Origin of the sequence: Chryseobacterium sp. RU33C (genome assembly GCF_900156015.1) — a bacterium.
GTDB classification, from domain to species: domain Bacteria; phylum Bacteroidota; class Bacteroidia; order Flavobacteriales; family Weeksellaceae; genus Chryseobacterium; species Chryseobacterium candidae.
Genome location: NZ_FTMT01000001.1, coordinates 292,294 through 313,714, shown reverse-complemented (window position 1 = coordinate 313,714; position 21,421 = coordinate 292,294). Strand labels below are relative to the sequence as shown.

Annotated in this window: 21 protein-coding genes, 1 tRNA gene and 1 riboswitch; of the genes, 10 read left to right on the top strand and 12 right to left on the bottom strand. The window is 35.2% G+C overall.

All coding sequences use genetic code 11. The features are described 5' to 3' along the window. Nucleotides 1-66 precede the first annotated feature (66 nt). From BW946_RS21615 to BW946_RS01345, 6 genes are all read right to left on the bottom strand, one after another. Nucleotides 67-642, bottom strand: a complete 576-nt coding sequence (locus tag BW946_RS21615) for a hypothetical protein (protein WP_083688760.1) — start codon at nucleotides 640-642, stop codon at nucleotides 67-69. A 38-nt stretch (nucleotides 643-680) separates the two neighbouring features. Next, a complete protein-coding gene (gene dnaX / locus BW946_RS01365) occupies nucleotides 681-1,766 on the bottom strand; it encodes a DNA polymerase III subunit gamma/tau (protein WP_076594454.1) in 1,086 nt (361 codons plus the stop codon). Nucleotides 1,767-1,863: 97 nt separating this feature from the next. Next, nucleotides 1,864-2,496: a TetR/AcrR family transcriptional regulator gene (locus BW946_RS01360; RefSeq protein ID WP_047375406.1), complete on the bottom strand. Its 633-nt coding sequence runs from the start codon at nucleotides 2,494-2,496 to the stop codon at nucleotides 1,864-1,866. Nucleotides 2,497-2,501: 5 nt separating this feature from the next. Continuing rightward, the gene (locus BW946_RS01355; RefSeq protein ID WP_076594453.1) at nucleotides 2,502-3,758 is read right to left on the bottom strand and encodes an aminotransferase class I/II-fold pyridoxal phosphate-dependent enzyme; all 1,257 of its coding nucleotides are present in this window, start codon (nucleotides 3,756-3,758) and stop codon (nucleotides 2,502-2,504) included. A gap of 426 nt (nucleotides 3,759-4,184) precedes the next feature. Further along, nucleotides 4,185-4,541: a helix-turn-helix domain-containing protein gene (locus tag BW946_RS01350; RefSeq protein WP_076594452.1), complete on the bottom strand. Its 357-nt coding sequence runs from the start codon at nucleotides 4,539-4,541 to the stop codon at nucleotides 4,185-4,187. A gap of 93 nt (nucleotides 4,542-4,634) precedes the next feature. Further along, on the bottom strand, nucleotides 4,635-5,054 hold the full coding sequence (locus BW946_RS01345) for a response regulator transcription factor (RefSeq protein WP_228402406.1): 420 nt from the start codon (nucleotides 5,052-5,054) through the stop codon (nucleotides 4,635-4,637). 752 nt (nucleotides 5,055-5,806) lie between these two features. Here BW946_RS01345 and BW946_RS01335 point away from each other — a divergent pair. Together BW946_RS01335 and BW946_RS01330 are read left to right on the top strand one after the other, a co-directional pair. Continuing rightward, nucleotides 5,807-8,731: a sensor histidine kinase gene (locus BW946_RS01335; protein WP_170872040.1), complete on the top strand. Its 2,925-nt coding sequence runs from the start codon at nucleotides 5,807-5,809 to the stop codon at nucleotides 8,729-8,731. Nucleotides 8,732-8,736: 5 nt separating this feature from the next. Next, nucleotides 8,737-9,348, top strand: coding sequence for a response regulator (locus BW946_RS01330; protein WP_076594449.1), 612 nt, complete (start codon nucleotides 8,737-8,739; stop codon nucleotides 9,346-9,348). Nucleotides 9,349-9,482: 134 nt separating this feature from the next. Here BW946_RS01330 and BW946_RS01325 read toward each other — a convergent pair whose 3' ends face one another. After that, the gene (locus tag BW946_RS01325) at nucleotides 9,483-10,328 is read right to left on the bottom strand and encodes a hypothetical protein (RefSeq protein ID WP_076594448.1); all 846 of its coding nucleotides are present in this window, start codon (nucleotides 10,326-10,328) and stop codon (nucleotides 9,483-9,485) included. A 265-nt stretch (nucleotides 10,329-10,593) separates the two neighbouring features. On the opposite strand from BW946_RS01325, the gene BW946_RS01320 reads away from it, so the two are divergent. The 5 genes from BW946_RS01320 to BW946_RS01300 all read left to right on the top strand — a co-directional run bounded on the left by BW946_RS01320 (nucleotide 10,594) and on the right by BW946_RS01300 (nucleotide 14,901). Beyond that, the gene (locus BW946_RS01320) at nucleotides 10,594-11,547 is read left to right on the top strand and encodes a helix-turn-helix domain-containing protein (RefSeq protein ID WP_076594447.1); all 954 of its coding nucleotides are present in this window, start codon (nucleotides 10,594-10,596) and stop codon (nucleotides 11,545-11,547) included. Nucleotides 11,548-11,664: 117 nt separating this feature from the next. Then, nucleotides 11,665-12,867, top strand: coding sequence for an MFS transporter (locus BW946_RS01315; protein WP_076594446.1), 1,203 nt, complete (start codon nucleotides 11,665-11,667; stop codon nucleotides 12,865-12,867). A 197-nt stretch (nucleotides 12,868-13,064) separates the two neighbouring features. Then, nucleotides 13,065-13,478, top strand: a complete 414-nt coding sequence (locus BW946_RS01310; RefSeq protein ID WP_076594445.1) for a hypothetical protein — start codon at nucleotides 13,065-13,067, stop codon at nucleotides 13,476-13,478. A 134-nt stretch (nucleotides 13,479-13,612) separates the two neighbouring features. Then, on the top strand, nucleotides 13,613-14,215 hold the full coding sequence (locus BW946_RS01305; RefSeq protein WP_076594444.1) for a Crp/Fnr family transcriptional regulator: 603 nt from the start codon (nucleotides 13,613-13,615) through the stop codon (nucleotides 14,213-14,215). Nucleotides 14,216-14,280: 65 nt separating this feature from the next. After that, on the top strand, nucleotides 14,281-14,901 hold the full coding sequence (locus BW946_RS01300) for a hypothetical protein (protein WP_076594443.1): 621 nt from the start codon (nucleotides 14,281-14,283) through the stop codon (nucleotides 14,899-14,901). Nucleotides 14,902-15,077: 176 nt separating this feature from the next. Here the strand turns inward: BW946_RS01300 and metE are convergent, their stop codons facing one another. Further along, nucleotides 15,078-17,381: a 5-methyltetrahydropteroyltriglutamate--homocysteine S-methyltransferase gene (gene metE / locus BW946_RS01295; RefSeq protein ID WP_076594442.1), complete on the bottom strand. Its 2,304-nt coding sequence runs from the start codon at nucleotides 17,379-17,381 to the stop codon at nucleotides 15,078-15,080. 173 nt (nucleotides 17,382-17,554) lie between these two features. Continuing rightward, nucleotides 17,555-17,741: riboswitch (cobalamin riboswitch) on the bottom strand. A gap of 195 nt (nucleotides 17,742-17,936) precedes the next feature. Between metE and BW946_RS01290 the strand changes: the two genes are divergently transcribed. Continuing rightward, nucleotides 17,937-18,398, top strand: a complete 462-nt coding sequence (locus tag BW946_RS01290; protein WP_076594441.1) for an Lrp/AsnC family transcriptional regulator — start codon at nucleotides 17,937-17,939, stop codon at nucleotides 18,396-18,398. Nucleotides 18,399-18,483: 85 nt separating this feature from the next. Here the strand turns inward: BW946_RS01290 and BW946_RS01285 are convergent, their stop codons facing one another. From BW946_RS01285 to BW946_RS01275, 3 genes are all read right to left on the bottom strand, one after another. Beyond that, a complete protein-coding gene (locus BW946_RS01285; protein ID WP_076594440.1) occupies nucleotides 18,484-19,026 on the bottom strand; it encodes a hypothetical protein in 543 nt (180 codons plus the stop codon). Between the two features lie 102 nt (nucleotides 19,027-19,128). After that, a complete protein-coding gene (locus BW946_RS01280; protein ID WP_076594439.1) occupies nucleotides 19,129-19,497 on the bottom strand; it encodes a VOC family protein in 369 nt (122 codons plus the stop codon). A 51-nt stretch (nucleotides 19,498-19,548) separates the two neighbouring features. Further along, complete coding sequence (locus BW946_RS01275) at nucleotides 19,549-20,409, bottom strand: alpha/beta fold hydrolase (RefSeq protein WP_076594537.1); 861 nt, start codon at nucleotides 20,407-20,409, stop codon at nucleotides 19,549-19,551. 268 nt (nucleotides 20,410-20,677) lie between these two features. Between BW946_RS01275 and BW946_RS21315 the strand changes: the two genes are divergently transcribed. Continuing rightward, the gene (locus tag BW946_RS21315; RefSeq protein WP_002980068.1) at nucleotides 20,678-20,821 is read left to right on the top strand and encodes a bacteriocin-like protein; all 144 of its coding nucleotides are present in this window, start codon (nucleotides 20,678-20,680) and stop codon (nucleotides 20,819-20,821) included. A gap of 27 nt (nucleotides 20,822-20,848) precedes the next feature. After that, nucleotides 20,849-20,995 carry a bacteriocin-like protein gene (locus BW946_RS21865; RefSeq protein WP_410493433.1) on the top strand — a complete coding sequence of 49 codons (147 nt, stop codon included), beginning with the start codon at nucleotides 20,849-20,851 and terminating at the stop codon, nucleotides 20,993-20,995. Nucleotides 20,996-21,109: 114 nt separating this feature from the next. Here BW946_RS21865 and BW946_RS01270 read toward each other — a convergent pair. Further along, nucleotides 21,110-21,194, bottom strand: a tRNA-Ser gene (locus BW946_RS01270). Nucleotides 21,195-21,421: the final 227 nt, after the last annotated feature.

Here is a 21,421-nt window from a genome sequence, read left to right as displayed (position 1 = left end):
TCTGGTTGTAATTTGTTTTTGTCAAAAACTTATTTCTGACAGAAATATTTGACAAATATATAAAAATTATGTCAAATCAAACTTCATTAAATCATCAAGATCTTTCAAAAGCGGATTTTTTTCTATAAATTTTTCAAATAGTTTTCTCTTCGTCACTACCTCAATCTTCAGATTATCAACGTCTCTGAAGTATTCTACTTCAATAATATGATTCTGAATTTTTCTTTTAAAATGATTAAAAAATTCTCCACTTATTTTATCAAATTCTACTTTTGCAGAATCTGAAGGGAATAAAACTTTGATTTTATGCTCTCCTGCTTTTTCCAGCTTGAAGGTTTTTACTGCATTGAAAACAAAGTTATTTTTTACCTGGAGCTGCTTAAGCATAATTTTCCATTCCATCTGCAGATCAGTATCTGTAAAATGGTTTTGGGGAAGGTTTTCAGTTTTCACCACAACATTCTCTGCTGTTTCAACTTTATCCTCCTTATTCAGGAAAGAACTGATGCTAAAACCAGAAGAAATTCCTTGTCTTGATAATGGTTTGGTTGTTTTTGTTACTGAAACTGCCTGAACTTCCTGAGAAGCTGCAGATTGTTGTTCTGCTTTAACGTCTTTCTTCTCCGGAGTTTTTTCCGGCATCTTCACCTCCTGTTTCTCACTGAAAAACGGAGCCAGTATCAGGAATTTTTTTTTTTAGTATCGCCTAAATTAGCTGTCAGTGAAGCCAGCTGCATTAATGCAATTTCAACCGTAAGTCTAGGGTTTTTGGAATTTTTATAATTAATATCTGCATGATTGCAGATTTCAATACCATCAATAAGCTGCTGGGCGGCCCATTTCTGTCCCTGCTCTACAAATCTGGCCTTGGTTTTCTCTCCTACTTCTATGAGTTCCATTGTGGAAGCATTCTGTGCCATCATCAGATCTCTGAAATGATTTCCTAATCCGGCAATAAAAATATGAGGATCAAAACCTTTTTTTACAATTTCATTAAATGCGAAAAGCACTTCAGGAATTTTATTTTCCCTGGCGAGATCCACGATATTGAGATATTGATCATAATCCAGAATATTCAATACCTCGGCGGCTTTGGCCAGTGTAATATTTTTCTGGGAGAAAGTAGAAAGTCTGTCGAAGATGGAAAGTGCATCTCTTAATGCGCCGTCGGCTTTCTGAGCAATCAGATACAATGCATCATCTTCATACCGGATATTTTCTTTTTGGGCTATGTTTCTCAGATGATTCTGAATGTCTTCAATGACAATTCTTTTGAAGTCATAGATCTGACAGCGGGATAAAATTGTTGGTATAATTTTATGTTTTTCCGTAGTCGCCAAAATAAAAATGGCATGAGCAGGCGGCTCTTCCAGCGTTTTAAGGAAAGCATTGAAAGCGGCAGAAGACAGCATATGAACCTCATCTATGATATATACTTTGTATTTACCCACCTGAGGTGCAAAACGTACCTGATCTATAAGTTCTCTGATATCATCCACAGAGTTATTGGATGCTGCATCCAGCTCATAGATATTATAAGCAAAGCCATCTTCTGAAACCGAGCCATCTTTCTCATTGATCTTTCTTGCCAGAATTCTGGCGCAAGTAGTTTTACCCACACCACGAGGACCGCAAAAAAGCAATGCCTGAGCTAATTGGCTTTCTTCAATTGCATGTTCTAAAGTATCCGTAATATGGGATTGCCCTACAACCGTATCAAACTCCTGAGGACGATATTTTCTTGCAGATACTATAAAATTTTCCATTGGCCAAAAGTAAGAAATATAGTTTTAATTTGAAAATTAAAAGTTTTCAAATATCAACAAAAACGTATTTTTGCTCAAATCGGAAAACTTTTAATTTCTACTTTTTTTTGCTGTATGCAAAGTCGATCAACTCAACAATAGCGCCTTCAATCTCTTTTCTTCCTTCTTCGGTCTTCAGGTCAATACCGCAGAACTTATTGGCGTTGTATCCTGTATAAAGATTAAGATAGTAAGCACCGGAAACTATTAAAGCCATAATTGCTCTATGCCTTGTTGCTACCCCTTCTCCGAAATAAGGATCTGAGATGTTTCCAAATAAGACTTCTCCTACTTCTTCACGCTGCTCAACCAGTTTCTTAAGAATAGGCTTACTTTCTGAAAGCTCCCAAAGGATAATTTTCTGAAGTTCTTTATTTTTCTTCAGGTTTTCGAACTGATTTAACACTACCATTTTGGTAAGTTCGTGTCCACCGTCAGAGAAATCCATATCAACATCCTGGTTGACCTGGCTCCAGTAATCCTGAGATTTGATATACTCATCGATCAGCTTATCAGTACTTCCAAAGTACTCATAGATTAATTTTTTATCAAATCCGGCTACTGCGGCAATTTTACTTACTTTCAGTCCGGAGTATCCTTTTACTCTTAAAATTTTACCAACTGCAGCAAGCAGTTTCTGTTTTGTTTTTTCTTTGTCCCTAATGGGGCCCTGCACTACTTTTCTAGGCATAATTATTATTTTTTCGCAATATGCAATTTTTTATTTATATCATCAAACGCATTAAGCGTTTTGTCGAGATGTTCTTTTTCGTGTCTTGCCGTTACACTCATCCTGATACGCGCATCTTTTCTTGGTACAGCCGGATAAAGAATCGGATTGGTATAGATTCCTTTTTCTATTAGTAGTTTTCCGGCTTCTCCTGTTACATAGGGATCTCCAATTTTTACGGGGATAATGGCAGAGCAGGTAACACCGGTATCTAATCCTAAATCGTCAAGTCCTTTTTTGAAATAATTGATGTTATCCCAGAGTTTTTCTCTCCAGATAGGTTCTTCGTCAATTAAATCAATGGCTTTAACAATTCCTGAGGATGATGGTGGAGCTGTAGCTGAGAAGATCTGCTGTCGTGAATGGAATCTGATGAATGCAGCTATTTTTTTATCTGCAATGACATATCCTCCAAGGTTTCCGAATGTTTTGCTGAATGTACCTGTGATGATGTCTACTTTATCCAATAACCCAGCCTGTTCCAAAGTACCTCTTCCGGTTTCTCCAAGGATGCCAACCCCATGTACGTCGTCTACCATCAGAAAGGCATTATACTTTTTCACAAGGTCATAGATCTCATTAATACGGGAGGTATCACCATCCTGGGAATACACACCATCCACAATAACGAGTTTCGTACGGTACAGATTTTCAGATACCTTCAAAATGTGTTCCAAAGATTCCAAATTATTGTGCGGAAATGTTTTTTTATTAGTAAAAGCACATCCTTCGTGCACGCTGGCATGTACTGCCATATCTAAAATAGCCAGATCTTCCTTTTGCATTAAACATTGTAAACTCGCACTATTAGCAGTATAACCTGTTGTAAATACTACGGCTTCATCTTCTGTTCTTTTAAAGAAACTTGAAATTTTCTTTTCTAACGCATTGTGGTAATCAAAATACCCGCCGATAAGAGGAGTTGCCCCAGTACCGGTACCATATTTTTCTATTCCCTCAATGGCAGCTTGTTTTACTTTCGGGTGCTGTGTAAATCCCAAATAATCACTTGATACAAAACTAACAAATTCTCTGTTATGGTTTGCAATATTTACATTCAGTATTGCATTGGTTCCTGAAGTATTCTTCAGTCGGTAATTCATGTGTCCATTAGACTTTACATAGTCTAAATATTCATAAAAAATTTCAGCCCTTTGAGCCATATTATTGTCTGGTATATTCTCAAAGTCTTTGATAGTTGCTGTTGTGAAATTGATGCTCATCCTTAATCTTGTTTGTTGTGGTTTTAAAAAACAAATATATAACTATTTAAAGGGGTTAAGCTCCCTTACTAAGATTAAATATTATTAAAGACACAATAATTTATTCTTATACTCTGGAAACCAAACTCAATTGTATATACATGTTTCTTTTTAACATTTATCTTTTTGAATTAATTAGTTTTTTCTTACCTAAATTTAATAAAAAAAGTAAACAATAAAGAAATATTAATAAATAAATAATAAAAAAAGACAGTTATTTTTCACAACCGTCTCATTTATAAAAGATTATTTTCCGGTAATTTTAACATTATAATTCACTAAATTGCCTTTTACAGCAGGAATTCAGCACGATTAAATCCCTACCCAGAGACGAAAAGGGCATCGAAACTCCTGTGGCAGGAATTTTAAAGAATAAAAACAGTCAGTTCAGACGGTATGGGAATCTCTGAATTTTCCAGGAGTGCAACCAGTCATTTTTTTGAAAAATTTTGAAAAATTGGATGGATCGTAAGTAAAAATACGGGCAATTTCTGCTACAGATTTATCCGTAACAATAAGCATATGTTTGGCTTCCCCGATAATTTTCTCATCATAAAAAAAACAGGGATGCTTTCCGGTTTCTTTTTTAATGGTATCGGTAAGATGTTTGTGAGAGACAGCAAGTTTTCCGGCAATTTCATTCAGTTCCAGAAATTCAGGGGCTGTTCCCGAAATAACCTCATGGATATGTTGGTCTAAAAAGGTAAAATACTGATGGGTAATTTCTTCACTTCTTTTCATCATGTATGGTTCTTGCTAATGTGTATTCAAGATATAAAATTAAATATAAGTTACAAAATATTATGGTAAACTTTTCGGATGTTTGAAGCTAAATATTTAAAAAAAACTATCTTTAAAAGCCTGGGTAGAATTTTTCACTTTCAACTTTTCCAGGATATTCTGACGGTGCCTGTTTACGGTATTGATGCTTATAGAAAGAATACCTGCAATTTCTTTACTGGCATATCCCTCTCCTAAAAATTTTAAAACTTCCAGTTCTCCTGGGCTTAAAATATTCTTATAATCAAGTTTATTTTTCACCACCACTTTCCCTTTTATTATATTAACAATCATGAAATCGGGAACATTAGATGAAGTCAGAGCCATATGATAAAGACAGAGAGCAAACCTCAATCGTCCGTTATCAGGTGAATAAATATAAAACATACGGTGTTTTACCCATCTGTATGTATGATTTTTATCTTTCATTCTGATTTTTGAAACGACACTATATCCCGTACGTTCCTGCGTTTCCACTGTATCTTTTTTTGATTAAAAAGATATCCTGAGTGTTTAATAACAAAAAAGAGACTGTTTACTTTTGTACAGTCTCTTTTGTTTTTGAGATAAAAACCGTTTGTGTTCTTAGAATCATTATTTTGACAATAAATCTTCTTAATTGCTGCGAGAATATTTTTGCAAAAATATGAATATCCATAAGCCCTGACAAAGCTATCATGTAGAATAAACCGTCTTTTTTTTGTCGAATTTTTACTACAAAATCATTTAAACAAAACTTCAACTGTTAATCAAAAATTGATAAAATTATTCAAACACAACAATAATTTTTGTTCATAAAATTCTAAAAAAAGCCACAAATCCAGTACAATACTAAGATCTTTAGACGAAAATTTACAATGAATACGGCATAAATTTATCACATATTATTGAAATACGACAAGATTGAAAAAAATTTTGAATCTCTTATTGTCTGCAATACATGATAAAACTTACAGAAAACAGGACACTCAATACCAATTTATCTCCATAATTTCACTATTTTTACACGATCAAAAAATATAAAACACAAAAGACCAGAAAACTTCAATGATAAAAATTTATTCTCAATCGTTCCTACCCTTAAAAAAAACATTGACTTGTACAAATACTATTATTAACCGTCTTCTGCATTAGCAGCAGATATAGATCAGTTTTGCACATATATGAGAGTTTGGGTATTTATTTTTGCTTGTATTTATCTAAATATTTCCGGGCAGCACTACACCTCTATGTGGTACAACATAGACAACGGACTGCCGCAAAGCAGTGCAAAGGCCATTGTAAAAGACAAATATGGCTTCATTTGGATTTCTACTGAAAACGGACTCGTACGGTATGACGGAAGTTCATTTATTACCTTTAATAACTTCAAGGTAAATAATCTACATTTTGGTGAATTTATAGGAGATCCGTGCCTTGACAGCATAACAGTTCTTAATAATTTCCAGAAAAATAAAATTATTATTAAAAACAGGTTTCCCAAACTGGCAGATCTTACTGCCGGTGATAAAATGACCTACTGCAGCGGTAATGATATTCTCCACCGCATTGCCAATAATATCATTACCTCGGATTTCTATAATGACATCCAATATTTTATTCAGCTCAAAAATTCTGTTTATCATTTTACAGAAAAGAATGCCATCATCTATAAGGAAGGAAAAAAGGAAATAAAAATTGTCCTTCCTTTTACCAATGAAGATCTGAATTATATTTTTGTACTGAATAATCACCTGTTCATCAATGATCTGAAAAAAAGAAAAACCTACTCCATCTACAAGGGACGTCTTTCTGTTTCTGATCAACCTACACTTTTTAATCACCCAGACACTAAAATATATTGGCAACAGATTACCAATCAGACATTTATTATCAACCATGATAATATTTACCTTTTGGAAGGAGATGAAAAGGATCTCCGTTTGAAATTTCTTGTCAATTTTGAAGAAATCGGCAATCACTCTTATTGCTCTATGTATTATGATGAGAGTTTCAATAAATTGTATCTGGGAACTCTCAATAACGGACTGAACGTACTTCAGCTTTCCAATTTCAATGTTTCAAGGAAAAATGCTGATTTCTCAAGTAATGTATATTTTGCATCTCTCCCTTTCAGTCAAAATACAATTATTGCTGAGGATGGTACAGAATTCGGAAGAAATGGGATTGTAAACAACCATTTTTTCGGAAACAATGACAACTATGTGATGATGTATGATAATTCCGGAAACATTCTGATCAGGAAACGAAACCGTATTATCAGGTTTTATAAAAATTCTGGATATAAAAAGAAGGATTCATCTTTTGTAAAAAAAGGACTCGAAACGTTTATGAAAAGCGGAAACCTTTATGGAACAACCTTTACAGATCTTTCAGGAACAAAGCTTCATCTTTACAGAAAAGATATATTTAGCCAACCGGATTTCACCTATACTTTTAAAAGTTTTATCAATACTTTTTATCAATACAATGAGAATGAAATTCTGACAGGAAACAGTGACGGACTTTATTCCATAGCATTGGGAAGCAATACTATAACTCCCTTAATTAAAAACATCAATGTCAAAAGTATTATCAGAACAAAGGATAATCTGATATGGATTACTACCAACAAAGACGGATTTTATCTTTTCAGGAATCACCAACTTATCAAGATGCCCAACGACATCAATGATTATCTCCAGTCGGCTCATTATATTCTTGAAGACCAAAAGGGATATTATTGGATTTCTTCAAATAATGGGATGTTTAAGGTCTCTAAAAAACAATTGCTACAGTATGCAGAAAACAAAAAAACTGCGGTTTTTTATTATCGCTTCACTAAAAAAGACGGCTTCCTGACCAATGAATTTAATGGAAGTTCAGAACCCAATGCCTACGCTCTTGAGAATGGGGATTTTGTATTTCCTTCAATGGACGGTTTTGTGTTTTTTAACCCGGAAAGTATTCAGACTTATTATCCGAGAAGAAATAAGATTTACATTGAACGGGTAAAAATAGGAAATTCTGAGCCTCAGTATTTTCACCAGATTCTTAATTTGAAAAATAATTACAAAACTGCAGATATCTTTATTGATATTCCTTATTTTTCCAATCCTGAAAATCTTTATATTGAAGCAAAGATATCAGGAAAAGAAAATACTGAATGGGAAAAGATTGCAACAGGAAAAGAATTAAAATACACGATCAGCAACCTTTCTCCCGGTGATTATACTCTGAGTGTAAGGGTATTGATTTCTGCAGATGGAAGATATGAAGAAAAGACTGTACGCTTCAAAATTCAGCCACTTTTCTATCAGACCTTGTTATTCAGAGTATCTGCTTCCATTGTTATACTTATTTTGATTATCATCATCGTTCAGTTAACCACCAACTTTCTAAGAATAAAAAATAAAGCTTTAAAACAGATTGTTCATAATAAAAATTCTGAACTGAGAGAAACCTCTCTTCACCTGGAGGTTGTTAAAAACAACCTGCAAAAAGAAACCGAATATCAGAAAAAACTGGTGGAAACCATCAGCCACGATATCACCACTCCGATCAGATTTATTGCTATGCTTTCTCAGAAACTTCATGAATCTGATGATGTGGAGCTTCAGAAAAAATACTTTGACAGTATTTATAAATCTTCCGAACAGCTGTATCAGTTTACCCTGAATTTGAAAGAATATACTGAACTTTATAAAGCTGAAAATATTTTTGAAGAAAATGAATATCCAATCAACAGAATTCTGGAAATCAAGAATAAATTATTCTGTGAAATTGCAAAAGAAAAAGGGACTGTCATTACCAATCTTACCAAAGGAATCGTATATTCTAAAGTAAATGAAAGTATTTTAACAGCCATTATTCATAATATTCTTGATAATGCTGTAAAAAATACCTTTGAAGGAAATATAACCCTTATGGTTACAGAAAATTTACAAAAAACCACAATAATAATTACTGATACAGGAACAGGGATGTCTGAAGAGCAGATTTCTGTTTACATGAACCTGTTCAGAAATCCTACATTGGAAACACCTAGTTTTAAAGGAAAAGGATTGGGTCTGCATATGGTTATCCATCTGGTAAAAAAGATCAATGCTGAAATGAACTTCAGACAAAACCAACCTAAAGGAACAATTGTGGAAATAACACTCAATAAAAACTAATCTTTATGAATGAAAGAATTCTAATCGCTGATGATCATTATGTGGTAAGGGCGGGAACCTCTTTGGTTCTTGAAACAGCTTATCCGTTACTGAATATAGATTTTGCGGAAAATTATGAACAGGTGAAAAAGAAGCTGGAAGATCAACGGTATGACCTTATTATTTTAGATATTGATATGCCGGGAACTCAGTATAAGAAGATGGTTCCGGAGCTTAAAGATATACAGAATGACCTTAAAATTCTTATATTCTCAGGATATGACAAAGATGTTGCGATTCAATATATCAGAGAAGGTGCTGAAGGCTATCTGAATAAACAAAGTAGTGAAGAAGAAATTAAGAACGCTGTGAAAACAGTAATTGAGAAGGGATATTTCTACCCTGCAGAACTGATTGGCCTTATTATTCAAAACAAAAGAGATAATCCCGTAGAAAAGTTATCATCCAGAGAATACGAAATTTTCAAACTTCTGGCAGACGGGAACGGCAATCTGGAAATTGCCAACAGGCTTAATATTCAGATGTCTACGGTAAGCACTTATAAAAAAAGAATTTTTCAAAAGCTTAATGTCGGAAATATTGCAGAGCTGATTAAAGTCTATGAAATGATGCATTAAGAAAATGGGGCTGAATTTCTTATCATTCCAGCCCCGGAAAAAACACAAATCTCATTAGATTTTTAAACAGCTAACCCATTGATTTTGTATAGCTTTATATAATCACTGTATTTTTAGAATCTTCGGACAACCTATTAGTACAGCCTCTGTACAGAGAGAAACAGCTCCCTTGTGTTATCAGAAGTATTGGAATCTGTGGTGGTAGCATCGCTGCTTCCCGCTGCAGATTTATTATCCACACGAAATGCATAATACACTCTGTACCATCTTGGTTCCGGCTCTTGTATTGTAATATCAAATGTTACGGTCTCATTATGAGTCTGAGTAAGATAAACTCCATCATCAAACTGCCTGTAAGCTCCCGGTGATAATTTAATATTTCCGTTGTCAGAATCACCGGTATGGGTAGACATTTCCGAAACCCAGATTTTCACATCTGAAGTTCCTACATTATAAAGTCTGGGATTAAAAGTGGTAGCCGCTCCTGTTCCTGCTGAACTGCTGTTAAATTGGGCATCAAGTCTCAGGAAACCTCCCAGAACAGGAAGATCAGTAAGATAGGTACTGGCTAATGTGCTGGCTCCGGAAGGGCCTGCAGGAATACTTCCATGATAGTAGATCAGGTCTCCAATGGTAATGTCGTCATCTTTTCCTCCAAAAGCAAACTTCCAGGTAGTCCCGTTGAACATATAATAGCCGGCTTTATCTACTTTTGCTGTTTTTACAGAAGGGGCAGTTACAGCCTGCGTTACATAGACCAACGCTCCGGTCTGATCTGCCAGATACACATTATCTTTAGCTCTTAACTGATCTCCTGTCATTCTTGGAGCAATCACTCCGTCTGCCGCAGTAGCAACATCTGGTTTCCCCTCTACATGTAGCGTTACTTTAGGAGAGCCTGTATTAATCCCTACCTGGGAAAATACAGCTGCTGAAAAACACATCATTATGCTGGCAAAAGGTAATTTTATTTTTTTCATTTTAGTATATTTGTTTAAAAATTATTTGATTTATTTAAGAATTGAATAAATCATGCAGACCAATTAATCTATCATCAATCAGCCTATGGCTAGCTGGTGCAAAGTTATCTACATTAATAAATCAAATTCACGAATAATCAATGAAAAACCGGAAACAGTTTTACAAAACGCAAACAACTAATAACCAACATATTAAATCAGTCATATTTTGATATTTGACTTTTATAAAACATATTGAAATGATTTAAATTACCTACCGCCACAAATGATTACCGAAAAAGACATAAAAATTGAACAGTACAAAAGACAGCTGGTGTATTATTATAATATTCTGATGTCTGTGATTCTTGCCCTATTTGGATTGATATTTACCTTTATCATTCCGGATAAAATAATGGCATGGTATCTTTTTGGAGGACTTTTTTTACTGGTTTATACTTATCTGATTGTTCGTAAAACCTATTCGGTTAATGTAATGGTGCATTCTTACATTATTATTGCAACACTTTATAATTTTTACATCATGCTGGCTTTCTGGAACAATTCTATAGCAAGTTTTGTATGGCTTATTCCCATTCCTCTGGCAGCCTATGTCTTTTTTTCAAGAAAGTATGTATTTATTTACAGTATGTTTGTTTTGCTGAATATTATTATAGGATATCTTATTTCCAAAACCTTCAGTTTTAAATTTCCGATACACCGGCCTGAAGATGTGAGAATTACCGACACCATCCTTATGATTTCCAATGTAGCCGTAATATCACTTCTGCTCTATTTTAAGGATAAAATAAAACGAGTTGAAATTTACCATGAAATTGAAGAAAAGAATGCTAGTGCTGTAATTCAACCGGTTTCTGTGGCAGAGAAAGCTCCTTTTGCAGATGAACTGTTTGAAAAAATTGAATCTGTGATGAGAGAAAAACAGCTTTATAAAGACGTTAATTTTAATATTTCCAAGCTTTCCGCGGAAATAGAAATCAACAGTAGTTATATCTCAAAATCAATTCGTGCTAAAGGATATCCCAACTTCAATAATTATCTGAATATGCACAGGATTGAATGTGTAAAAAGACTTCTCAAGGAAAATGATCTTGAAAAAGTAACCCTCATGTATATTTATACTGATGCAGGATTCTCCAATCAGTCTACCTTCAACCGGGTATTCAAGCAGATGGAAAATATTACTCCTTCAGAATACATCAGCAGTTTGCAGCTTTAATGATTTATTTCACCAATCAATATCATTGCGATAATGATTTTTAAATTCGGAAAATAATCAGGAAATTTACAGAACTTATTTTTCTGTCAAACCACTGCATTTTAATTGCAAAAAATCATGAATTCATCTGAAAAAGCTCTTAAGGGAAGCTCACGCTTCCAATCTATAAAACTTTGTATTTTTTTTTCAGGACTCTCGGTTTTCGCACAGCTTTATCTTTTCCAGCCGATGCTGCCTATGGCTGCAGAACAGTTTGGGGTATCTGTAGGTGATACTTCCCTGCTGGTATCATCATCTACAATAGGTATGGCATTGGGATTACTGTTTTTTGCTTTTAAAGCCGACAGTTATTCCAGAAAAAACCTCATGGTTTTCTCGTTAATTTCATCTGCAACCTTAACTATTGTTTCTACCTGGATTCCAGACTTGAGCCTCCTTATTGCTATCGGAGTACTGAAAGGCTTTGTTGTTTCCGGGGTTTCTGCAGTTGCTCTCGCTTATCTTACAGAAGAAGTGGATGCGTTGGTAGTACCAGCCGCCATCAGCATGTATCTCAGTGGCAATACAATTGGAGGAATGAGCGGAAGGATAATGGCTACCTTGTTTGCAGGGGAATTCGGTTGGCGGAATGCTGTTCTTCTGATTGGCATAGAAAGTTTTATTCTCGGTGTTGTATTCTGGAAACTGTTTCCGGAGTCAAAATTTTTCAATCCACAGAAAACGGATTATTATCTTAAGGTAAAACAGATGAAGTTTTTCCTTACCAATCCTTATATTCTTCGCTTATATTGTACCGCAGCATTACTGATGGGAGTTTTTGTAAGCGCTTATAATTACCTTACATTCAGACTGGAAGCAAGCCCTTTTTCATTAAGCCACTTTATCATTGCTTTTATCTTTCTGATGTATATTTTTGGAGTTTTCGGAACGATGATTGTAGGCCGTCTTTCAAGAAAATTTCCTATGAATAGCATTCTGAAGGCTTCTATTCTGTCCATGCTTACCGGAACCTCCCTACTATTATCTGAAAATATTTATATCCTTATTTTCGGACTTGGGCTTTTTACCCTTTCATTTTTCGCTGCACATACCATGGCCAGCCAGATGACAGCTTTGTATGCCAAACGTGGGAAATCTTCAGCCACATCTATCTACTGGCTGTTTTATTATTTTGGCTCAAGCATTCTGGGAAGTGGTACCGGTTATCTGCTTCATGCCTATTCATGGACCGTTTTCATAGCAGTTCTTATGATATCTGTTATAACCGCCCTTCTTCTGACCACTTTTAATACAGCTCCAAAAGCAGGAATAAAAAACTAGTACCACATACATACCACACTCTATATTTCATATTCATGTGATAATTCGCTAATAAACGTACTATTTTAACGTATTATTAAATTTTCATATCGAAAATTTAACCTAATCTTTTCCAAAACACGGCATAACAATACAATGTCGGGCATACTATTTGCTATTTTACCGGAGACCATATCACCATTTAAAGTCAAAATATTATGAACGTAGCAGATCTAAAAATCAAGAACTTGGTTGAGTATAAAAATCAGATTTATACCATTACTGAGATCTTTCAAAATGTCGAACAGGCTTATTTTGTTAAAATTGAAAATGATATTCAAAGTATTTCAGTACCGGCAGCAGCAATAAAACCGATTAAAATAACGGAAGAATGGCTTGAAAAGCTCGGATTTTCAAGGACAGACAGTTCAGACCAGAGTATACGGTATGAAAGACCGGAAGCTTTTATAAAATATGATATAGACTTAAGTTCAAGAAAAATAATGGAAGGACTTAAAATATATGGAAATGCTATAAAATGTAAATACATTCATGAATTTCAGAATATTTTCTCAAGTTTATTCGGAAAAGAAACAGCTTTGCATTATGGTTATTTGAAAACAGAATCGTAGTTAAATAGTCCTTAGCTGTTGAAGACCACAATTTATATTGTAAATTGTGGTCTTCTTATATACAATCGATTCATACAATCCCTTAATTTAATATTTACGTAAATTTGTACCTGCCGCTATACGTACAAAATCTAATGATAAATAGAGATCCAATCCTTTTACAGCTGATAGAACATTTTAAAGAAATAGTTACCTTAGAAGATAAAGATATTGACTGTATTACTTCCAAATTGGAAATCATACAGCTTAAAAAGAAAGATTTTCTGCTTCGTGAGGGGCAGGTTTCCAGGCATATGAGATTCATTGCAAAGGGAAGCCTGTCTGCTTATCATATTGATGAAAAGGGAAAAGAAAATACCACTCAGCTGGGTATTGAAAACTGGTGGGTAAATGATCTTTACAGCTATCTTAGCGGGCTGCCTTCAAGAATGTTTATTCAGGCTAATGAGGATAGCATCATCATACAGATCAGTAAAAATAATCTGGAACTATTATATAAAGAAGTTGCTGCTGTTTCAGAATTCTGGCGTCTGAAAATGCAGTCTGCGTATGTTACTTTACAGGAAAGAACCTTTGAACATTCCCGTGTTGATGCCTACACCAAATACAGAACATTTGTCACTACTTACCGTAATATCGAGCAGCGTTTTCCTCAATACATGATCGCTTCCTACCTTGGAATAACTGTAGAATATCTGAGCTATCTGAGAAAAAAACACTTGTCTGACGTTTCTTAAGATTTCTTAAGTTTATTCCGTTCCGGCCTGAATAATTTTGCTCACAGAATTTTAATGAGTGAAATATGAAGGCTAAATTTATCGCCATAACAGCTCTTGCATCAGCATTCCTGAATCTGAATGCACAGAAGATTTCCTATACTCCTGATCTGGTTTTGGGAAACCGTTCCTATACTTATATGCACAATGTCAATTATCAGCTGAATGAGCGGTTGAAATTAAACAATCTTACCCTGTTTGATACAGAATATACCAAGGATAAAGAAAACATATTCTTCATCAGAAATACCCTTTCGTATCATCTTACCAAAAGGCTGAGTGCCAATGCGGCATTTGGAATGAAAAATCCCGGAGCATTTTTCAGTGCTTATCTACAGTACAAAATTATCCGTCCTTCCTATTATCTGTCCTACTCTATAGGAACCACTTATCAGAAAGGATTTTCTCTGGAACAGTCTGTATCTTTTGAGTACACACCTCATCTGACAGAAAATTTCAAGGGATATTTCAGTATTCTGGCTATTGGAAACCTAGATAACAGCGGATATCCCAGAGGCCTTCAGTTTATAAGACTGGGAGTAAAACAGGATAAAATGATGTACGGACTTGCTTCCAACTTTGATCAGTTTAATAACGGAAAAAAGACCCTGAAAAATATCGGGGCATTTGTAAAATATAACTTTTAAAAATGAAGACGTTCCAACTTTTTTTAACTATTAAGATGTTAAGATTATGAAGACAGTTTGCTTAAATTTTAAGTCAGAATGGTTCTTAACTATACTTTAATTATTCAAAATAACAGATCGTGTTATGATTTTCATAGCACGATCTGAATTATTGAATCTAATTATTTTAAATTTTTCTAGACCGCATATTCTACTGAGGCTTCTTTAGCGGCGGCAACCATTGCTATTAAAGCTTTTTCAGTTTCGTCCCAGTGTCTGGTCTTCAGTCCGCAGTCCGGATTTACCCAAAGCTGATTGGCAGGAATTACATTCTGAGCTTTTCTCAGCAGTTCAATCATTTCTTCTTTCGATGGTACTCTTGGTGAATGGATGTCATATACTCCCGGACCAATTTCATTCGGATATTTAAAGTCTGCAAAAGCGTTCAGCAGTTCCATCTGAGAGCGGGAACACTCTATCGTAATCACGTCGGCATCCATATCGGCAATATTTTCAATAATATCATTGAATTCTGAATAGCACATATGCGTATGGATCTGGGTAGCATCTTCCACTCCGCTTGCTGAAATTCTGAAAGCTTCTACAGCCCATTTCAGATAGTCCTGCCAGTCGGTTTTTCTTAATGGAAGACCTTCTCTTATGGCAGGCTCATCAATCTGAATAATTCTGATTCCTGCTTTTTCCAGATCTACCACCTCGTCACGAATAGCCAAAGCAATCTGCTTACATGTTTCTGAGCGGGGCTGGTCATCACGGACAAAAGACCACTGCAAAATGGTAACCGGGCCTGTCAACATTCCTTTCACCCATTTTTCAGTCTGGGATTGGGCATATTGGGACCAATAAACCGTCATCGGAGCCGGGCGGGAAACGTCACCGAAGATCACCGGAGGTTTTACACAGCGGCTTCCGTAGCTTTGTACCCATCCGTTTTTGGTGAATACAAATCCTTCCAACTGTTCTCCGAAGTATTCTACCATGTCGTTACGCTCAAATTCTCCGTGAACCAGTACATCGATACCAATTTCTTCCTGCCAGCAGATTGTTCTCTGAGTTTCCTCTTTCAGTAAAGTATCATACTGTTCTGCGGTCAGTTCCCCTTTTTTGAATTTCGCTCTCCAGCTTCTTACCTCTGTGGTTTGCGGGAATGACCCTATTGTAGTGGTTGGGAATAAAGGAAGCTGCAATACTTCCTGCTGCTTTTTTTTACGGATTTTGAAAGGGTTTATTCTCTGAGCATCTTTTTCAGAAACAGCATTTGCTCTTTGCTTTACCTGGTGATTATGAATAAGAGAAGAAGTTCTTCTGCTTTCAATTGCTTTTTTATTTTCTTCAAATGCTTTAAGAATCTGTTCATTTTCTGTTCCGGAAGCAAGTTCTTTAAGTGTTACGACTTCTTTTACTTTTTGTTTAGCAAAAGCCAGCCAGCTTTTAATTTCCGGGTTAAGATGGGTTTCAAAATCCAGATCACAAGGTGAATGAAGCAATGAACATGATGGAGCGATCAAAATCCTTTCAGATCCTAATTTTTCAACAGCTTTTGTAATGAAAGACAGCGACTTTTCATAATCATTTTTCCAGATATTCCGGCCATCAATTACCCCTAATGAAAGGCTTAAATTTTCCGGAATACTATTCAGAATATCATCCAGTTGTTCAGGATTTCTCACCAGATCAACATGCAATGTATTCACAGGAAGTGAAACGGCAAGTGATGCATTATCTTTTAATCCGTCGAAATAAGTGGCTACAATAAATTTCAGTTTTGGGAATCGTTTTCTGATTTCGGCATACACAAAAAGGTAAGTTTCTTTGGCTTTTTCTGTTAAATCCAAGGCTAAAAAAGGTTCATCAAACTGAATCCATTCCGCACCCTGATCCTGAAGTTTGGTTAAAATCTCCGTATAGACCGGAAGAAGATTTTTCGCCAGATCCAGTTTATCAAATCCTTCTTCTTTTTCTTTTCCCAATAACAGATAAGAAACCAGTCCGATAATCACCGGTTTTGCATTGATTCCCGCTTGTTTTGCTCCTGCAAATTCATTGAAAATTTTATCTGAATTCAGCTTAAACTGTTGGTTATTATAAAATTCCGGAACGATATAGTGATAATTGGTATCGAACCACTTGGTCATTTCCATTGCGGTGATGTCCAGTCCGTCTTTCTGATATCCTCTTGCCATGGCAAAATAAAGATCAAGCTCAGTATTGTTTTTTTTAAGCACTACTTCATGATACCGTGTTGGAATTGCTCCTACTACAAGGCTCATATCCAATACCTGATCATAGTATGAAAAATCATTACACGGGATAAGGTCTATTCCGGCTTCTTTCTGGATATTCCAGTTTTGGGTACAGATAGTTCTTCCGGTGTTCAGAAGCTCTTCCAGAAGGATTTTACCTGACCAATACTGCTCGCAGGCTTTTTTGAGTTCTCTTTTGCTACCAATACGCGGATAGCCAAGGATGTGAGTTTGCATTTTTTTAAACTTTTTAATTAAACTTATTGTGAAAGTCCTTTAAAATGCTTCGTTATGTTTTTGCGGAGGAAATTTCAGGAAATAATGATATAGCAGGCAATGCATTTCCAATTGAGATAAAATACATATCTGATATATCATCTGTATGACCCAAAAGCTTCAGCCCGCGAAAGCATTGTCAATTCAGTAAAGGCAGGTCTCCTGACTTGTAACAGTTTCCGTCATCCTTCCCGTTTTTGGCAGTGGATATGCAAGGACAGAAACTTTTGGCATGTTACTTACAGTTGCGCGACAGCTCGTGATTTGCACACGATTCCCTATTAATCTACCTTAAGTAAAACCTTTCCTGTTTGATGAAGTATCTGCAAAGAACTGTACTTTTACCTCTAACAAAGATTATCAGTAAAAGTTTTTAATTTTGTGTAAAATTAGGAATACCGAATAAAAATACAATTAACAATAAATAATTAAGCAAATTAAACTTTTAAAAATAAAATTAAAAGCATATAATTCTGTAGATTTGACTGTTTTAATCATTTAAAAGAATAATATTCTGTGGAACAACTCGATAATAAGGATTTACAGCTGCTCAGGCTGCTCCAGAAAAATGCAAAATTGACCGTTAAGGAACTTGCAAAAGAAGTGAACCTTTCTACCTCTCCGGTTTTTGAAAGGGTAAAAAGGCTTGAACAGGAAGGTTTTGTCAAAAGGTATGCAGCCATTCTCGATGCTGAAAAACTGAACCGCGGATTTACGGTTTTCTGCCAGATCAAGCTCAAAATTCACGACCGGTCTGTAGGCTATGATTTTGTAAAAGAAATTTTAGAAATTGAAGAAGTTGCCGAATGTTACAATATTTCCGGAGATTTTGATTTCCTTCTGAAAGTTCAGGTAAGAGATATGAAACATTATCAGGATTTTGTATTTAACAAGCTGGGATCTGTAGATTCTATAGGCAGCACTCACAGTACTTTTGTGATGGCTGAGGTAAAAAACAACTATGGATTAACAATATAATTAAATTTATATTAGGGCTTCATTATAAGAATAAAACACCGCCAGATAATGACAGGTCTTATATTGTTTTGAAGCCTCCCTTAGGTTAATTAGCTGCCGGATCAATCATTTCTTCTGTAAGTCCTAATGATTTTAAAAGGTTTTTGCTGTCGAAAAATAATGTTGCATAATGTTTTCCTTTTTTAAAAACCAGTTTTGATCCATCTGGAAATTCACTGTCTGCTGCTAATTTCTGTGTTTTGGCATTGTACTTACTGAACTTCGTTTTACTGTCCTGTAATGTACTTTTATTCAGAACAAGACCAAAAGGAAGTCCCTCAACAATTACAGGTTTATTATCTGAAGCAACAAAAAACATCTCATTCACAGTATTATCTTTTCCCAAGCTGCAATAAAGTTCCAGCCCTGTTTTAATGGGCCATTTGGCATATTTTTCTTCATTGGCATCTTCATAAAAGATGGCTTTTACGTTCAACGCTTTTGAGATTTTATCAGGAGCTTGCGGGAATATAAATTCTGAATTTCTATCCAATAAAGAACCCAAAGCGGCTGTTTTTTGTGAAAATACAGTCACACTTACTACCAGAAAAAGTATGGTTGCAATAAAATTGAATGGTTTTGTCTGCATGAGAATATTATAAAATTTTAAGGATTTGATGGTTAAAGGTATTAAAATTTTGGATACAGCCTCATTTTAAGCAATTCTTACACATTGTATTTCTGTTTTTTACTATTTTCTTTCCTGCAAATTGAATACGGTGCCGGCAGGATCGGTAATCCAGTGCATATTTTCAGGAAGTTCTTCAATTTCGTCACAGGTTTCCATACCGTTTGACAGCAGATATTGTGTAGCGGCTTCTACATCGGGTACGGTGAGCTGAAGCCATGTTTCAGAATGAGTGTAATTGTCTACACAATCCAGCCATATCATATTATGTCCAAATTTCACTTCATGTGTTCTGGAAACAGTGGGATTTTGTATTGGTTTTTCCTCAACCTCCAATTTTAAAATATCCCGGTAAAAAGCAACTGTTTTTTCGTATTTATTTTTGGGAATTTTTATAGCAATATTAATTCCTGCTTCAAATTTTGTATTCATTTTGTAGATTTTGAACGTTATAAATAGATTTCAACCCTCTAATGGCCTTAATTATTTCAAAAAGCCATTCAGATAGTTTAGAATCATTGCCGTCTGCATCATCAGACTTACATGGGTTTGCCCCGGAGCAATAGCCAACTGAGATTTTGGCATTGCACCCATGTCTGCAAAAACGTCACCTCCCAATAATTTATAGGTTTTTGTAAGTTCTGTTTTATCCAGTCCATCATTATCACCGGCTATAATTAAAACCGGTACCGGAATTTTAGAAATATTATCATCACCAAGGTCGAAAGGCTGTCCGGCAGAAGCCATCATCTGCTCCAGAAATTTCGGCCATTTTGTTTTATCAGGTGCTACAGCATTGTAGGCGGTATGCATAGGGCTGTTTGTAAAGAGTTCAGGCTTCATTCCTTCCAGGGCTTTATTCACTTCAGGCAGCCAGCCTTGGGTTTTATAGGTTGATGAGATAATAACCAGTTTGCTAAGTTTTTCCGGACTTTGTATAGCCATCTGATAGGCCACTTCTCCTCCAAAACTGTAGCCTGCAACATCTGCTTTATCAATTTTCAGATAGTCCATTACCTTTGTTACATCACTGGACAAAGTAGCATGTGATAATTTCCTTTCGGAAAAAGGAGTATGTCCATGTCCCTGTAATTCAAGTGCAATTACTTTTCTGTTTTTAGACAATTCCGGGATCAGCTCCCCCCAATTCATATCGATTGTCATAAAGGCACCATGTAGCAAAACAAGAGGTTTTCCTTCGCCATAGACTTCGTAGTAGACTTTGATGCCATTAACAGATGCATAACCGCTTTCAGCAGGTTTTATTTTTTGTCCATATACCTGAGAGTTGGCAAGAATAATAATGAAGAACAATACTGCTGAGAATCTAAATAAACTTTTCATCATATAAGATTTAGAGGATTAATATTAAGTCAAAGTTACCAATCCGATCGGAAAACGGACTTGTCACAGGACAAGATTTTATGAAAATGAGAGAACTCTTTGGGAAGCCGTTTCAAAGCTTACGCAAAAAAATAATTTTACTTAGTTTTATGAAATAAACATAAAAAATACTGCAATTGAAAAAAATAAAATAAATATTTTTTTAATAATTCTAAAATAGTTGATAAAATTTCATTAATTTCGAATTAAGCTAAACGTAAAAATTATTATGAAAAATTTAAAGAAAATCGAAAGACAGGAACTGAAAACAATTAAGGGGGGAATTGACTGCAGAGGCGGTCAGCTATGTTTAATTGGTGGTAAGTGGCAATGTATGCCTTACGACGGATGTGGTGGCGGAAACCAGCCTTAATTTTAAGTTTAACGCAATTACTTGACTATGAAAAATTCTAAAAAAATTTCAAGAGACCAATTGAAAAGTATTAATGGCGGAGCAGCAACCTGCTCTGAAGCGTGTTGCCCACCCCCGGAAATCAAAAGATGCCCTTGGGTGTATTGTGTAGCGCCATGTGAGATTTTAAGCTAAGAGAAGAATCTATTCTCATACTAAGTCCTGTAATTTTGCGAATTGCAGGGCTTTTTATTGCTAGTTACTAATGTAAAAAAACCCTTAAATCAATTGATTTAAGGGTTTTCTTAGCGGAGAGTGAGGGATTCGAACCCCCGGACCTGTTACAGTCAACAGTTTTCAAGACTGCCGCAATCGACCACTCTGCCAACTCTCCTTTAACTCCGGTAATACCGTTGTTTTCAGTGGTGCAAATATAGAAAGTTTTTTATTACTGACAAAATATTTCTTCAATAAAATTCGGATTTCCGGAGTTTTAAAGAGACAGTTCTGTTCCCAGCAAAAGAAAATATGAATATTAAGAACTCAACATCAAACATTTAGATACACACATGAAACATTTCTACTTCACTAATTTTTTTCAAATAATTTTATAAGATTCAG

Bases quoted from the DNA above. Each gene is read 5' to 3' on its own strand.
- BW946_RS21865 (WP_410493433.1), top strand. From the start codon at position 20,849: ATGAAAAATTCTAAAAAAATTTCAAGAGACCAATTGAAAAGTATTAAT.
- BW946_RS01280 (WP_076594439.1), bottom strand. From the start codon at position 19,497: ATGAATACAAAATTTGAAGCAGGAATTAATATTGCTATAAAAATTCCC.
- BW946_RS01285 (WP_076594440.1), bottom strand. From the start codon at position 19,026: ATGCAGACAAAACCATTCAATTTTATTGCAACCATACTTTTTCTGGTA.
- BW946_RS01315 (WP_076594446.1), top strand. From the start codon at position 11,665: ATGAATTCATCTGAAAAAGCTCTTAAGGGAAGCTCACGCTTCCAATCT.
- BW946_RS01350 (WP_076594452.1), bottom strand. From the start codon at position 4,541: ATGATGAAAAGAAGTGAAGAAATTACCCATCAGTATTTTACCTTTTTA.
- BW946_RS01355 (WP_076594453.1), bottom strand. From the start codon at position 3,758: ATGAGCATCAATTTCACAACAGCAACTATCAAAGACTTTGAGAATATA.
- BW946_RS01325 (WP_076594448.1), bottom strand. From the start codon at position 10,328: ATGAAAAAAATAAAATTACCTTTTGCCAGCATAATGATGTGTTTTTCA.
- BW946_RS01310 (WP_076594445.1), top strand. From the start codon at position 13,065: ATGAACGTAGCAGATCTAAAAATCAAGAACTTGGTTGAGTATAAAAAT.
- BW946_RS01335 (WP_170872040.1), top strand. From the start codon at position 5,807: ATGTGGTACAACATAGACAACGGACTGCCGCAAAGCAGTGCAAAGGCC.
- dnaX (WP_076594454.1), bottom strand. From the start codon at position 1,766: ATGGAAAATTTTATAGTATCTGCAAGAAAATATCGTCCTCAGGAGTTT.
- BW946_RS01300 (WP_076594443.1), top strand. From the start codon at position 14,281: ATGAAGGCTAAATTTATCGCCATAACAGCTCTTGCATCAGCATTCCTG.
- BW946_RS01305 (WP_076594444.1), top strand. From the start codon at position 13,613: ATGATAAATAGAGATCCAATCCTTTTACAGCTGATAGAACATTTTAAA.
- BW946_RS21615 (WP_083688760.1), bottom strand. From the start codon at position 642: ATGCCGGAAAAAACTCCGGAGAAGAAAGACGTTAAAGCAGAACAACAA.
- BW946_RS01275 (WP_076594537.1), bottom strand. From the start codon at position 20,409: ATGAAAAGTTTATTTAGATTCTCAGCAGTATTGTTCTTCATTATTATT.
- BW946_RS01320 (WP_076594447.1), top strand. From the start codon at position 10,594: ATGATTACCGAAAAAGACATAAAAATTGAACAGTACAAAAGACAGCTG.
- BW946_RS01360 (WP_047375406.1), bottom strand. From the start codon at position 2,496: ATGCCTAGAAAAGTAGTGCAGGGCCCCATTAGGGACAAAGAAAAAACA.
- BW946_RS21315 (WP_002980068.1), top strand. From the start codon at position 20,678: ATGAAAAATTTAAAGAAAATCGAAAGACAGGAACTGAAAACAATTAAG.
- BW946_RS01330 (WP_076594449.1), top strand. From the start codon at position 8,737: ATGAATGAAAGAATTCTAATCGCTGATGATCATTATGTGGTAAGGGCG.
- metE (WP_076594442.1), bottom strand. From the start codon at position 17,381: ATGCAAACTCACATCCTTGGCTATCCGCGTATTGGTAGCAAAAGAGAA.